Annotated in this window: 11 protein-coding genes; 5 read left to right on the top strand and 6 right to left on the bottom strand. The window is 54.2% G+C overall.

From position 1 onward, the window contains the following. Positions 1–100 precede the first annotated feature (100 nt). The 5 genes from LQV63_RS02330 to LQV63_RS02310 all read right to left on the bottom strand — a co-directional run bounded on the left by LQV63_RS02330 (position 101) and on the right by LQV63_RS02310 (position 7850). Positions 101–1810 carry a long-chain-fatty-acid--CoA ligase gene (locus LQV63_RS02330; RefSeq protein ID WP_233695487.1) on the bottom strand — a complete coding sequence of 570 codons (1710 nt, stop codon included), beginning with the start codon at positions 1808–1810 and terminating at the stop codon, positions 101–103. A 61-nt stretch (positions 1811–1871) separates the two neighbouring features. Then, positions 1872–3656: an acyl-CoA dehydrogenase family protein gene (locus LQV63_RS02325; protein ID WP_233695486.1), complete on the bottom strand. Its 1785-nt coding sequence runs from the start codon at positions 3654–3656 to the stop codon at positions 1872–1874. 33 nt (positions 3657–3689) lie between these two features. Next, positions 3690–4910, bottom strand: coding sequence for an acetyl-CoA C-acyltransferase (locus tag LQV63_RS02320; RefSeq protein ID WP_233695485.1), 1221 nt, complete (start codon positions 4908–4910; stop codon positions 3690–3692). A gap of 68 nt (positions 4911–4978) precedes the next feature. Further along, positions 4979–7396, bottom strand: a complete 2418-nt coding sequence (locus tag LQV63_RS02315; protein ID WP_325175840.1) for a 3-hydroxyacyl-CoA dehydrogenase/enoyl-CoA hydratase family protein — start codon at positions 7394–7396, stop codon at positions 4979–4981. Positions 7397–7523: 127 nt separating this feature from the next. Next, on the bottom strand, positions 7524–7850 hold the full coding sequence (locus LQV63_RS02310; RefSeq protein WP_233695484.1) for a (Fe-S)-binding protein: 327 nt from the start codon (positions 7848–7850) through the stop codon (positions 7524–7526). Positions 7851–8338: 488 nt separating this feature from the next. On the opposite strand from LQV63_RS02310, the gene LQV63_RS02305 reads away from it, so the two are divergent. From LQV63_RS02305 to LQV63_RS02285, 5 genes are all read left to right on the top strand, one after another. Further along, positions 8339–9115 (top strand): electron transfer flavoprotein subunit beta/FixA family protein, encoded by a 777-nt coding sequence (locus LQV63_RS02305; protein WP_233695483.1) that lies wholly within the window; start codon positions 8339–8341, stop codon positions 9113–9115. 116 nt (positions 9116–9231) lie between these two features. Then, positions 9232–10236, top strand: a complete 1005-nt coding sequence (locus LQV63_RS02300) for an electron transfer flavoprotein subunit alpha/FixB family protein (RefSeq protein ID WP_233695482.1) — start codon at positions 9232–9234, stop codon at positions 10234–10236. A 259-nt stretch (positions 10237–10495) separates the two neighbouring features. Further along, positions 10496–10951 (top strand): type IV pilus modification PilV family protein, encoded by a 456-nt coding sequence (locus LQV63_RS02295; protein WP_233695481.1) that lies wholly within the window; start codon positions 10496–10498, stop codon positions 10949–10951. Further along, positions 10948–11604, top strand: coding sequence for a prepilin-type N-terminal cleavage/methylation domain-containing protein (locus LQV63_RS02290; RefSeq protein ID WP_233695480.1), 657 nt, complete (start codon positions 10948–10950; stop codon positions 11602–11604). Before LQV63_RS02295 ends, LQV63_RS02290 begins: the two co-directional genes overlap by 4 nt. A 151-nt stretch (positions 11605–11755) precedes the next feature. Continuing rightward, positions 11756–13279 (top strand): hypothetical protein, encoded by a 1524-nt coding sequence (locus LQV63_RS02285; RefSeq protein WP_233695479.1) that lies wholly within the window; start codon positions 11756–11758, stop codon positions 13277–13279. Positions 13280–13675: 396 nt separating this feature from the next. On the opposite strand, the gene LQV63_RS02280 is transcribed toward LQV63_RS02285, so the two are convergent. Continuing rightward, a complete protein-coding gene (locus tag LQV63_RS02280) occupies positions 13676–14416 on the bottom strand; it encodes a hypothetical protein (protein ID WP_233695478.1) in 741 nt (246 codons plus the stop codon). Position 14417: the final 1 nt, after the last annotated feature.

Genomic DNA, 14417 nt, shown 5'->3' with positions numbered 1-14417 from the left:
ATCGCCAGTGCCAACGATCGGCCATTGATTAGATGTAATTTACGATGTCCTATATGGATGCCACTCTATTCAGAATGAGCGGATTCGCTTCGTCCCCCTTCTACTCATCCGGTTTTTCATTCGGCTCTTCACCCTGCTGCCTGCGCAGCCCCTCCTCCTCAATCAATTTACGCCGCAGAACTTTGCCGACGATCGTCTTCGGCAACTCGCTGCGGAATTCATAAATGCGCGGCACCTTGAAGGCCGCCAGTCTTGCGCGGCACCATTCCTCCAACTTCTCCTCGCTCACGTCCAAGCCTTCGGCCCGGACGATAAAGGCTTTGACCGTCTCGCCGCGATACGGATCGGGCACGCCGATGACGACAGCTTCCTTGACCGACGGATGCTCGAACAGCACCTCTTCCACGTCGCGCGGGTACACTTTGAAGCCGCTGGCATTGATCATGTCTTTTTTCCGGTCTACGAGCGTAAAGAATCCGTCTTCATCCAGCTTCGCCATGTCTCCCGTCAGCAGCCATCCCTCGTTGAGCACTGCTTTCGTCTCTTCCGGCCGATTCCAGTACCCTATCATCACCTGTGGTCCGCGTACGGCGAGCTCTCCGATCTCACCGACAGACAGCGGCTCTCTTGTATCTGGATGAACAACCATCGCCTCCGTATCTGGAAATGGGATACCGATCGTTCCGTTCTTGCGCAGGCCCTTCAGCGGATTCGCATGCGTGACCGGCGAAGCCTCGGTCAACCCATAACCTTCAATGAGCCGGCCGCCCGTGATGGATTCGAAGCGCTCCTGCACTTCCAATGGCAGCGGCGCGGATCCGCTTACGCATGCTTTGATAGAGGAGAGGTCGTACTTATGAACCTCCTTATGGTGATTGATTGCAATGTACATCGTCGGCGCTCCCGGAAAGACGGTTGGCCGTTTCTTCTGAATCGTCTCCAGCACTTGCTTCGTCTCAAAGCGCGGCAGCAGCACGAGAATGCCTGCCAGATGCATCGCGTAGTTCAACAGCACCGTCAGACCGAACACATGGAAGCAGGGCAAAGCCGCCAGAAAGATTTCCTTTCCCCTGTGGGCGTCAATGAACCAATTCGCGGTTTGCAGCGTGTTGGAGACCAGATTGTAATGCGTCAACATGACGCCTTTTGCCATGCCTGTCGTCCCGCCCGTATATTGCAGCATCGCGATATCGCGCTCCGCATCGACCGGATAGCTGACCGGCTCCGCAGGACACGACTTCAGCCAAGACTTGAAGCGGAACACGCCCGGCACATCCGGTATGTCCAGCGATTGACCATCTCTTTTCGCTTTCAACGGATAGAGCAAGTTTTTCGGAAACGGCAAATATTCTTGAATGGACCCGACAATGAATTGCTGCAGCGGAGTGCTGCGCTTCACATGGTGTACGCGCGGGAACAAAATGTCCAACGTCACGATGACTTTTGCTCCGGAATCATTTAATTGAAACGTCAGCTCACCCTCCATATACAGCGGGTTCGTCATCACGACGATGCCTCCGACGAGCAGCGTGCCGTAGTATGCGATAACCATCTGCGGACAGTTCGGCATCATTAGGGCAACGCGGTCGCCAGTCTTCACGCCTAACGACTGCAATCCATTCGCAAATCGGTAAGCCGATTCAAGCAGCTCCCGATACGTTAGCGACACACCCAAAAATTCAACGGCGGGCCGCTCCGGATAATCTGCGACGGCCTGAATCAGCAGCTGCGCGACGTTGTGCTTGGGATAGTCGAAGGACGGTGCCACTTCTGCAGGATAATGGCGAAGCCAAGTCCGTTCGCCGAGCATTGCTACCCTCCCCTTCCTCTCTCAGTATGAGAAATGTTGTTGCGGCAGTTCATCGTGCTCATTAATAGACGATATAGCGCTCAGATTTAATCACGCTTGCCGCGATGTCCCGCTTAAGTGCAAGGGTGGACAGGGAGGATGCGCGCGTAAATTTCTTCAAGAGGGACAGCTGCGTGCGAAGCACGTCGCCGCTCGCCGCTTCCTGCAGCGTTTCTTTGGCACGTTGCTCCATCACCTGCAGCGCTTCGCGCAAATAGACGCGCGTCATCTGAATCGCAAGATCCGCCTTCTCCTCTCCGAAGCGCTCAACGATCTTTTTCGTGCGCAGCAAGGCGCTTTCTCCCGCATACAATTGAATGATCATGTCAGCGAGATGGGACAGAACCTCTTGCTTCTCTTCGATGCGGGTGCCGAACTTCTGGACTGCGGAGCCTCCCACGATAAGGAATAGCGTCTTCATCTGCGACAGCAGCTGTTCTTCTTCCACAAGCGGACCGTCGCCTTCCGCAACACTATACGAGAGCACTTCCTCCTGAAGCTGCTCAAGCCGCTCCATTAGCGGAAGCTCGCCTTTCATTGCTTTTTTGAGCAGCGTGCCCGGAATGAGCAGACGGTTAATCTCATTCGTCCCTTCAAAAATCCGATTAATGCGCGCATCGCGGTAAATTCGCTCGACCTTGTATTCCTGGACGTAACCGTATCCGCCGTGAATTTGCACCCCTTCATCAGCGATGGTATGCAGCGCTTCGCTGGCGAACACTTTATTGATGGAGCACTCCATCGCATATTCAGCAATGGCCTTAGCCGATTGCTTGCCGGCCTCCGCATCCGCATGATCCAGATTCTTCAGCATGTCATCGATATAGCCGGATGTCCGATATACCATGCTCTCCAGCACATAGGTCAGGATATTCATCTCGGCCAGCTTCTTCCCGATGAGTGGAAACTGGCTTATCGGCTTCCCGAATTGCTCGCGTGTATTGGCATATGCCGCAGCGAGGGCCACTGTCTCCTTCGCACCGCCGAGGCAGCCCGCGCCGAGCTTGAAGCGGCCGATATTCAGGATGTTGAATGCGATGAGATGGCCTTTACCGATCTCCCCGAGCACGTTCTCGATCGGGACGTGCACGTCCTCGAAGTATAGCGGGCAGGTAGATGAGCCCTTGATTCCCATTTTCTTCTCTTCCGGACCGATACTGAAGCCTTCCATCTCGCGTTCCAATATAAAGGCCGAAAACTGCGTGCCATCCACCTTCGCATACACGATGAAAATATCGGCGAATCCGGCGTTTGTAATGTAAATTTTCGAGCCGTTCAATATATAATGCTTGCCGTCCTCCGATAGCTTGGCGGTGGTGCGCGCTCCAAGCGCATCCGAGCCCGAAGTCGGCTCCGTCAAGCAATACGCCGCGATCTTCGCGCCGGATGCCAAGTCAGGCAGATACTTCTGCTTCTGCGCCTCCGTACCGAAGAACACGATAGGCAAGGTGCCGATGCCAACGTGTGCCCCTATGGACAGGGCGAACGATGATGCTTGGGCGAGCGTTTCGTTAATAAGTGTCGAGCTTACCTTATCCAGTCCGAGTCCGCCGTAGGCTTCGGGCACATCTGCCGCCAACAGTCCGAGCTCGCCTGCCTTCCGCATCAGGCGAATCGTCAATTCATAATCCAACCGCTCGATGTGCTCATCTTGAGGCAGAACGTCCCCTTCCAAAAAAGCGCGTGTCGTCTCCGCGAACATGCGCTGCTCTTCTGTAAAGTCTTCCGGTGTAACGACCAGCGCCGGATCCGAATCAAAGATTAGAAAGCCGCCTCCAACCTGTCTCGCTTCGGAAGTTGCACCCATATGCAATTCCTCCTTCATTACTGGATTGCTGCTTTATACCGAGGCCGGGGCAAGCACCTCGAATACCCCGGCCGCCCCCATTCCGCCTCCAATGCACATAGACACTACGCCATAGCCGCCGCCGCGCCGGCGCAGCTCATAGAGCAGGCTCGTCGTCAGCTTGGCTCCGGTGCAGCCGAGCGGATGCCCGAGCGCAATGGCGCCGCCATTCACGTTCACCCGCTCCAGGTTCAAGCGCAATTGCTGTATGACGGCCAAGCATTGCGCGGCGAACGCCTCGTTCAACTCGTACAGCGCCACGTCATCAGCCTGCAGCCCAGCCTGACGGAGCGCCTTCGGAATCGCTTCTGTCGGGCCGATGCCCATTACTTCCGGCGGAACGCCCGCAACGGCGAACGTCCGGTACACGGCAAGCGGCTCCAGACCAAGCGCTTCCGCCCGCTCCCGGCTCATGAGGAGCAAGGCTGCTGCGCCGTCGCTGAACGGCGAGGAGTTGCCGGCCGTCACCGTTCCCCCCATGCTGAAGGACGGCTTCAACATGCCGAGCGCTTCGAGGCTCGTATCCGGGCGCACACATTCATCATGCGCGAACGGCTCCGTCACGGTGCGCAAGCGGCCATTCGCTTCCGCGCGCGTACGCGCCGCCTGCACCGGGACGAGCTCGGCATCGAATGCGCCCGCCGCCTGCGCCGCGGCCGCCCGCTCATGGCTCTGCAGCGCAAAGGCGTCCTGCATCTCTCTGGAGATGCCATACGCCTGCGCCACCCGTTCCGCGGTATGTCCCATGCTCATGTACAATTCCGGCATCGTGTCCGCTATCTCGGGATGCGGAGCCAGCTTGAAGCCGGTCATCGGCACATGCGACATGCTCTCCACTCCGCCCGCGATAATGACATCTGCCGCTCCCGCCATGATGCGCTCCGCCGCGAAGGCAATCGCCTGCAGCCCCGATGAGCAGAAGCGGTTGATCGTGACTCCGGGCACCGAATACGGCAACCCGGCATGCAATGCAATCACCCGCGCTACATTTAAGCCTTGTTCGCCTTCCGGCATGGCACAGCCAAGGATAACGTCCTCTACCTCGGCCATTTGCAAGGCTGGCGCGCGTTCCAATACCGCCCTTATTACAGCGCGGCCCAAATCTTCCGCTCTCGTCTCCGCCAAGGCGCCGCGCTTGCCTTTTCCTACGGGAGTTCGCACGGCGGCAACAATAACCGCCTCGCGCCCTGAACGGGAGGAAGCGCTTGCTTCCATATAAGCCCCTCCTTTTCACATCGCATCCATATTCCTTCCTGATAACCTGGGCATATGCAGGGCTGCCTTTAATTCCGCAGCGGCTTGCCTTTGCTTAACATGTGCTGCATCCGCTGCTGCGTCTTCGGTTCTCCGCACAGCGACAGGAACGCTTCGCGCTCCAGATCCAGCATGTGCGCTTCAGAGACGAGACGATTGGCCGGAACGTCACCTCCCGTCAATACGCGGGCCAGCTTGCGCGCAATTTTGGCATCATGCTCGCTAATATATCGGCCTTCGAGCATGGACGAGACCGCCAGCTGCAGCACAGCTCGCCCTTCTCGGCCTGCTGCGCGAATCGTAGGCTTGCCTGCATCCGCCGCCGTTCTCCAATACCCGGCAGCATCAAGTGACAGCACCGCCTGCTTCGCCTCGAACACTCTGCGTGCGCTTGGGATGAGTACCCTATCCTGCGGACTCATATATCCAAGCCGTTCCACATCATGCCCGCTGCCAGATACTTTGGCCATCGCAATCGTTTCGAAGGCGCGCAGCAGCGGCTGCGTGACATCATCCTCCGGGTGCGGGAAGCGCTTGGACAGCCTCAAGGCGATTTCCTTGCAACCGCCTCCTCCCGGAATGAGGCCGACTCCCGTCTCGACGAGGCCGAAATACGTCTCCGCGCTGAACAAAATCATATCGGCCGGCAGACACGCCTCCACGCCGCCGCCGAGCGTCATCTGGTGTGGTGCGGCCACGACGGGACGATTCAGCGCCTTCAGCTTCATCATCGTATTCTGGAACTGACGGATGATCAGATCGATTTCATCCCATTCTTCGGCCTGCGCCTCTGCTAGAAGCAGCATAATATTGGCGCCGACACAGAAATTGCGGCCTTCATTGGCAATGACCATACCTCTGTAATCGCGGGAAACAATATCCACGCTTTTCTGAATCATCGACAATATATCTTCGCCGATCGCGTTGTTCGGCGAATGGAATTCAAGGCAGGCCACATCGTCCCCAATATCAATCAGACTCGCTCCCGAATTGCGCGTAATGGTCTTCCCCTGCTCCTTGCATTCACGGAGCGATACCAATTCTGGGTCTGTCTCCACCAGCTTCCATTCTCCGCGCGAAACATGGAACACCCCTTCCGGTCGACGTTCATAGAACTGTTCATGGCCCGCTGCGAGCCAATCCGTCACCCATGAAGGGACCGTTGTTCCCTCCCTTTCCATCCGTTCCACGCTGGCGCGCACGCCTATCGCATCCCAATATTCAAACGGACCGAGCTCCCAGTTGAATCCCCAGCGCATCGCCTTGTCGATGACGCGAATATCGTCGGCAATCTCCCCTAGCTTAGCAGCGGAATAGCAGAGCACATGCTTGAGCACATTCCAGACGAACTGCGCATGAGCATCGCTTAGCTTCAATATGGCCTGCAGCTTTGCCTCCGTTCCTTTGGCGCGCTTCGCCTGCTCCAGCGAAGCAGACTTCACCGGCTTGCGCGGTTCATAGCTCCAATCCGACCATCTCACGGCTCGAATTGGATCGGCGCTAGCTCCTGTCCGCTCTTTGCGGTAAAATCCTTGCCCGCTTTTCTCCCCGATCCAGCCGCGCTGAACCATTTCCTGAAACCAGGCAGGGAGCTGGAACGCGGCGCGCTCTTCATCGCACTGCACCTGTTCAGCCACATTGTTCGCCACATGCTGGAACGTATCAAGCCCGACCAGATCCAGCGTGCGGAAGGTGGCGCTCTTCGGGCGTCCCATGACAGGTCCAGTGAGCGTATCGACCTCCTCGATGCTTAAGCCGAGTCTTTCCATTTCCTTCAATGTCATGAGCAATCCATACGTTCCGATGCGGTTGGCAATGAAATTCGGCGTATCCTTCGCTACAACGACTCCTTTGCCGAGCCGGCGTTCACACCATTCTCTTGCCTGTGCCAGTGTTTCCGTCTTCGTATCGGTTCCAGGAATCAGCTCTACCAGATGCATGTAGCGCGGCGGATTGAAGAAGTGAGTGCCGACAAAAGAGCCTTTAAACGCTTCTGTCCTGCCTTCCAGCATGAGGTCGACGGAAATGCCCGACGTATTCGTGCTGACCAACGTTCCTTCCTGCCATTGCCGTTCCACTGCTTCCAATACGGCACATTTAATGTCCAGCCGTTCGGTCACCGCTTCAATAATCCAATCCACGCGCTGCAGCTCCGCCATATGGTCGGTCGTATTGCCGGGAGTAATCCGCTCTGCGAACGCTTCCACATATAATGATGCCGGATTGCTTCGCTTCAGCCGCTCCACCGCAGACCTCGCCAGCCGATTGCGAACGCGGAAGTCTTCCAGGCTCAGACCCGCTTTCTCTTCTTCCACCGTTAACGCTGGCGGAATCATATCAAGCAGCAAGCAGGAGATGCCCGCATTCGCCAATTGCCCCGCGATGGCGGCTCCCATGACGCCCGATCCGATCACGGCCGCCCGCTCCACCTCGTTCCATTTCTTCACCTTCGTCCCTCCTCAATCATGCACTCGCAACCATCATCAACTTGCGTATTGCCCCCTTGGCCCGTACCAACCACTTTATCGTGGTCACTTGACATGCGGTCTCCGCCCGCACCGCAGCACATGACATTCATGCGTGCCGTTCCAGTCCGAGCAGATCTAGGCCGGGAATCGCTTTCAGCAATTGTCTCGGCGCTACCAGCACTCCGTTGGAGCGCGCCAGGTAACAGGAGTCATGCCATGCTACCTGCTTCTGGAGCGAGTGAACGGGACGCAGCCTGCCGGCCAGCCACAGCTTATGTAACCATTCCGTGTGATGAAATACTTGGATTTTCCTTGGATGTCCGGTTGCAGTCCACAGTCCGGATATTCTTCTTTCAACGTATGATACGTGTGGGGTCAGGCCGTCACAATAGTGGAGTGCCTCATGCAGCAGACGGACCAGCGCTTGCGTCACGCGCTGCGTACGTTACGCCCCCATCAAGTCGATTGGCAAGTAGATAAACCCATAGAACAACACTGCGTGCATAAGACCACTTGGAAAATCTCGTCACAGCTTGCCTTCGCTGAGTTTCTGTCCGAGCGCCTGCATCGTCCGAACCGACCGCTTCGATACCGGGTCGCCTGCTTGACCGTGACGCATATAGAGCACACGCCTGCAAATCAAATTTCGACAAACATGCCGACACCGATGGAAGCAACGATAATAAAGACAAGCCATTTAACATAAATTAGCATTCTATCCCCCTCCACCGATGTCTGATATGAACAAATGCATCCCCTGCTGTGACACAACAACCAGAGGATTGCCCTTGCTTGATGGATATGTAGGCTTAATAGAAAAAATGCAATTCATATCCCCGAGTTGACAATGGGTTAAACAGGAGATATCTTGCTCGTCCGAGCATATCATGTATTAAAGAAGCCATAACTCGAGGTGATTTTATGAGCATTTTTGTCCTCATCAAGCAAACATTCGATACCGAAGAAAAAGTCGTCCTCACAGACGGAGTGCTTTCGGAAGATGGGGTAAAGTGGGTCATTAATCCTTACGACGAATACGCGCTAGAAGAAGCTATGCGCTGGAAAGAAGCGCATGGCGGCACCGTAACGGTACTAACCGCAGGTCCAGAACGTTCACAGGAAGCGTTGCGCACCGCCCTAGCCATGGGTGCCGATGATGCTATCCATATCGTTCCTCCAGAGGGCCGGGGAACGTCAGATGATGAATATATCGTGTCATCCTGGATTGCATCCATTCTGCAGGAGCAGCAGCCGGACATCATCTTTGGCGGTCATTTCAGCGTGGATCAAGGCAGCGCCCAGGTTGCGGTTCGCGTCGCGACTCTGCTCAATATGCCGCACGTATCCGCGATTACCGGACTAGAAAGGACGGGAGACAGCTTAGTTCAAGTTCAACGCGATGCCGAAGGGAACGCGGAACTTCTCGATGTATCGTTGCCCGCCCTGTTCACAGCGCAGCAAGGGCTGAATGAACCACGTTACCCCTCTCTTCCCGGAATTATGAAAGCAAAGCGCAAGCCAATTCGCGTAGTCTCTGCAGCTGAGCTGTCTCAAGAAGCGGCGCTGGAGCCCCGAACAGAACGTCTAGCGTTAGAGCCGCCGCCGCCGCGTCAAGCAGGCAGAATGATTGCAGGCGATGCTGCTGCTCAAGTACAAGAGCTAATTCGCTTGCTGCATGAGGAAGCAAAATGTCTCTGACATCTGTTTCCATTTAAAGAGCATTCAAACATGTATTTTTGAGCATGAAATGTACGTTGAAGCAACTTCTTAAGAGACCAACAACATGGATGATTATAAGAAAGGAGTGCTGCGATATGAGCTGCACTTATGCTGTCATCGCCGAAATGCGGGGAAACCAACTGCGTCAGGTAACGTTCGAGGCGCTTGACGCCGTTCAGCAGATGGCCTCTTCCGACGATCGGATTATTGTTCTTGCGATTGGATATGGACTGCAGGAAGCGGTACTAAGTTTATCTATCCCTGGAATCGCTCATGTGTATTGCGCCGAGGATGAGCGATATAAATATTACGACTCGGAGGCGTACTTCTCTGCGTTGCGCGCTTTCGTGGAACAAGAGTCGCCAGAGGTCGTCCTCTTCGGACATACTGCGATGGGACGCGATCTCGCCCCAATGTTGGCTGCACACCTTCGCACCGGGCAAATCTCCGATGTCATCTCGATTTCGCAAGACACGGACGGATTCGCCTTCCGGCGTCCGGTGTATGCAGGCAAAGCATTTGAGACCCGACGATTTACGACTCAATCGAACCCGTGGATTATTACGATTCGGCCGAATAACTTTCCAGCATTTACACCGGAAAACGGTACGCTGCCTACACATGCGACGGTATCTTCCCCTGCTGTCGTTGCGCTTCCCGCTCCTGCACCTTCGCTGCGGACCGTAGTTCGTGATGTCGTCACGAAGATGAGCGGTTCGATTGATTTGGCCGAAGCCAAAATTATTGTTTCCGGTGGCCGTGGCGTCAAAAGCGCGGGGGGCTTTAAGCCGCTTGAACAGCTGGCCCTCGTGTTGAACGGAGCAGTCGGCGCATCACGCGGGGCTTGCGATGCCGGTTATTGTGACTACGCTTTACAAATCGGTCAGACCGGGAAGGTCGTCACACCTGAAATTTATTTTGCTTGCGGCATCAGTGGCGCAATTCAGCATTTGGCGGGAATGAGCCAATCACGTGTCATCATTGCGATCAACATCGATCCGGAAGCTCCCATCTTCCAAGTGGCGGATTACGGCATCGTCGGGGATTTGTTCGAAGTCGTGCCACTATTAACTACGGAATTCCGCAAAATGCTCGTTTAAGACATCCAGACGTGTAGCTCTCGATTTCTGCTCCATACAGACCCTATCATCCTTACATCGTCTCTTGTCGAATTGGACCGGACGATGTAAGGATATTCGTCGTTATTGTAGAGGTTGTTCAAAAAGCCCCCTTTTGAACACGATCTTGTAATCATATTTTCACAGAATCAACTGTCAAATTACGGAATAAGTGGTATAATGGTCTCACCTATCATTCTCAAGTCCTATTGGATCACTTCATAAAGGAAGGTGTTCCCGCATGTTTGCCCGCTTAATGTTAAAGCGCTTTTCTTTTAAGCTGTATCGCAGAGACGGCCTGACGCTGATCGAAGTGCTGGCTGCTACCGCCATATTTAGCATGCTGCTTATCGTTTTTATCACCATGAGCGGCTTTGTGCAGCAGACGGACAAGTCAATGGGCCGCTCTCACGAAGCTGTCACGATCGCGGAATCATTCATACATAAATATCGTTCCCAACCGCAATCGATCGGGCCGAGCGGCATCACCCGTGACGATGTGCGCGCCCATCCTGGCCAAGCCAACACATACCAAGTGACCATCCATCCGCTACAGTCATATGTAGACGGCGCCGCCCCCGCACCCATATCTGCTGACCATCAAGCTGTCGTACAATCGATCGTCTACATGAACGAACCATCCTATCACAATCGGCCGATGCTGCTGACGGTCTCGGTCTCATGGGAGGGATCATGATGCACATACCGTCCCGCATCCGCAATGAACGCGGGTTGACGCTGCTGGAGCTGATGGCGGCATTGCTCATCACTTCCGTCATTCTGGGCGGAGCCCTGACCTTCTGGTGGAGCTTGCAAACGAACAGCAATATGGTTACTGCCGCACAAATGCAAGAGACATCCGTCCGCTGGACAAGCAAGCAATTCCATCATCTCATATCGGAAGCTTCTCTCGCCGCACTCTCGTCTCCGCAGGAGATTAGACTTCGAGTTGGCAAGGACTACCGGGCCATCATCCATCATTCATCGACAGAGGAGTGGAATGTGTACTCATTCTCTGTTCCCTCCGCCTCCGACCTAACTGACGAAGAAGTGATGGTCAAGCTTGCCGATACTTCCGTAACCTTGAAGTCGCATCCTGATCGCTATCGTTACCTGTATTCGCTTGCCCATAGCATGCCGGCCGCTCCGCTAATCCGCATCATTCAATTGCCGGATGGAACGTCGGTGAATACGGCGGAGTTTCCCGCCATCGCTCAGGCAGGCAGCCTTCTGGAAGCAGTGCTGGAATTCCAGAGCATCAGCAGAGACTCGATGGGGCGGCCCGAGCTAACGTCCGGCAATGCCAATTCACGCTACACGATTACGGCAAAGTTGATGAAGGATCGGTAATGCAGCTGGACATCATTGCTTGTTATTATGCTGAATCTGGTGGAACATGCTGCCGCGGATGATGACCCTCCGCCCGCGGGGTATGCCGCAAGCTGCCCGTAACGTTCCGTTGAGCTCGGCAGGAGTTATCTGAAGGAAAGGAACTGATATCGTGAACAAGTTGCATTTGTGCTTGAACATACTGCGCCGTGAACGCGGCAGCGCTATGATGATTGTCTTTTTGTGCATGATCCTATTATTTCTTACCGTCCCGCTCTTGCTCCAGGTCGTCGGCACCGGTGTGGTGCAGCAGCATTTAAGCTCGGAGCAGCGCATTGCCCAGGAAATAACGGTAGGCAATATGGAAAGCTACATTAGCTATTTAAACCAATACCAACGCAAGATAGGCGGCTCGCCAGTCGCTTCGGAGCATTATCGCAACACTTACGCGGGAATGGGGAATAAAACCGTACAGACGGGAAGCGGCTGGTCGACGACCGTGTGCATGAACGATGTAACCGATGTATTTCCCGACGCACAATCTGACCGCTTCTATATGAAGAGCGAAGCCTCCTTGCAGAAAGGCAAGAAAGAAATGGTCTATTCCTTTTTAAAGGCGCCGCGCTTCGGAGAAACGGTCGTATCCCCGAATCCGGACGATCGTGACTGTACGCTGGATAAGCTGCTGCTGCAGGGAAAATTCAAGGATCCGCACCACAATGATTGGCAAGACCCGCCCATATATCTCAAACAAAGCGACGATGAAGAGAACGAAGCTGAGGATGTTGTTATTCGCAAGCATTCTGACTTGCAGACGCCTATCGGAAAATTTTTAGAGGAAAAGCAAAAGGAAAGTTCGGCAATGACAGCCCCCTCCCCTGATCGCAGCTGCGGAAGCAAGTGCCAATATGATTTGTCTGAAGTAGACAAGCCGGAAGCCTTGGCTGGAGAAACGATTGCTCTGGGTAATGCTGTTATCGATCGAAATGGGGAGCGAAGCTCCTATACTATCGGCGCTCCCAATCGACTAGTGAATATCGTTGGGGGCAGCCTTACATACGACTCTTACGTTAACGTAGAGATTTACGGGAACATGCATCTCTCATCGCTAACGTTGCATAATGGCGGACATTTGACGATTCATGGCGATCTCATTATTGACGGTCCGCTTGTTGCAAGCGACTGGAAAAATGAGTACAGAGCTACGATCGAACGCACTGTTATCAAGGCGAATCGTATCATAGTAAAAAACAAGCTGGAGGTAAACGACAATGCCCAACTGCTGGCAACCGAACTGCTATACGCTGAAAACATCACCACCAGCGGGAATTCTACAGTGGGAGGAGACCGCATTGTCGTTGTCAACAACCTGATTGCCCATAACCTCATCTTTATCGATTCCGCTCATACTCGTGATATTATAGCAGGAAATATTCTACTTCAAGCCAAATCCGACCCTAGTACAATTTCAAAAATAGAGGTGCGTGGGGATATTCTCGTGAAGGATAAGCTAACTGTGAATAACAACGTTATATTTGACTTTGGCGGCACGCTCGCTATAGGCGGCAATATGGATTTGCAAGGGTCCCAAAATCGGCTCCTGCCGCGGAACAATAGCGATCGTTCCACGTCGATCATCATTGATGGCGGCATCTGCATCGGCATTCCCGATTGGGAGCCGCGCCGCGAACAGTAAGGAACATAGGGAGCATAGGGAGCAAAAGGAACAACCGGAGGTTTGCCGCCTCCGGTTGCTTTTACGTTCTACGATGTATAATTAGATGTGGCCTTCACGACAATCAATGATTACCACCGTCACGCCACTTACCGTTGATGATTGACATGCGCAACCAGCGCTTCTTTTACTAGTAGCATGTCTCTAGAAGTCTGGTGAATAACGGCCAGAAGTCTGTAGATACCGTCGAGTCCTGCTATCGGCAACTTGAGGAACTGCAAATATGCATGCAAATTTGTAAAAACAGACGATATTCGGGGCATAGGATGTAATTGTACATGTAAACGACGCTCAATACCCCATTGACACGCACTTTTGCAGTTTGTCTAACTTTTCACCGGACTTCTAATAGAGCTGTCAACTTGTCGCCAGTGCGTCAGTACCAGGGGATGTATACACATGAATGGTCAGCTGCACATTGTACAGCTCCTTACTGTGGCTGTCTGTAGCAGCCATATCAATACTGTACGAATGCTGCATGGTCCATTTCTCCAGTCGATGCAGCCGCTCCTGCCGCTGTATATCTGACAGCCACGACAACCAGCTTTCGTAATCAGCCGCTCCTTCCAGCTCATACGTCCACTGTTCAATCGCAGGAGTTCCTTCGTTTGCCAACTGCGCCCTCTCCTCCACTAAGGGAGGTGCACCTTCATCGCCGAATTCATTCTCGGCGCCTGATGCCGCTCCTGCCGCATTCGCATCGGCTTCTTCCAGCCTCTGCTCGGACGGGGCAAGCAGAAGCTGACGCTCTACGAAGCGCAGCTTCTTCACGTTAATCCCTGTTCTGCGCGATAGCTCCCGCACCTGCTGCAGCCATGCGCTCTCGTCATGCTGCCCGGGGACAGCCCGATGCCACCTGAGCCAATCTGCTGCAGTTGTTTGGATCGGATCAGGTTGACTGCTTATGCTTGCAAGCCGTTTTTCAAGCATCTCCACATCTTCTAATGCAGTGAGTTGTTGACGCGCTTCTTGGACAGGCAGCCATCCGAACAGAAAGATGGCAAGCAGAAGCAAGAGCCCGCCTACCCATATGAGAATTAACCAGAGCTTCTTGCTCTTTAATGAGGACTGCGTTCGTCTGCCTATCGTGTCCGCCATA

This window comes from Paenibacillus profundus, assembly GCF_021369635.1.
Taxonomy (GTDB): domain Bacteria; phylum Bacillota; class Bacilli; order Paenibacillales; family Paenibacillaceae; genus Paenibacillus_B; species Paenibacillus_B profundus.
Note: the sequence above shows the minus strand (reverse complement) of the source record. Positions and strands in the feature narration are given on the sequence as shown.

Coding starts and splice junctions, on each gene's coding strand:
- LQV63_RS02330 (WP_233695487.1), bottom strand. CDS start 1,810: ATGCTCGGCGAACGGACTTGGCTTCGCCATTATCCTGCAGAAGTGGCA.
- LQV63_RS02325 (WP_233695486.1), bottom strand. CDS start 3,656: ATGGGTGCAACTTCCGAAGCGAGACAGGTTGGAGGCGGCTTTCTAATC.
- LQV63_RS02320 (WP_233695485.1), bottom strand. CDS start 4,910: ATGGAAGCAAGCGCTTCCTCCCGTTCAGGGCGCGAGGCGGTTATTGTT.
- LQV63_RS02305 (WP_233695483.1), top strand. CDS start 8,339: ATGAGCATTTTTGTCCTCATCAAGCAAACATTCGATACCGAAGAAAAA.
- LQV63_RS02300 (WP_233695482.1), top strand. CDS start 9,232: ATGAGCTGCACTTATGCTGTCATCGCCGAAATGCGGGGAAACCAACTG.
- LQV63_RS02295 (WP_233695481.1), top strand. CDS start 10,496: ATGTTTGCCCGCTTAATGTTAAAGCGCTTTTCTTTTAAGCTGTATCGC.
- LQV63_RS02290 (WP_233695480.1), top strand. CDS start 10,948: ATGATGCACATACCGTCCCGCATCCGCAATGAACGCGGGTTGACGCTG.
- LQV63_RS02280 (WP_233695478.1), bottom strand. CDS start 14,416: ATGGCGGACACGATAGGCAGACGAACGCAGTCCTCATTAAAGAGCAAG.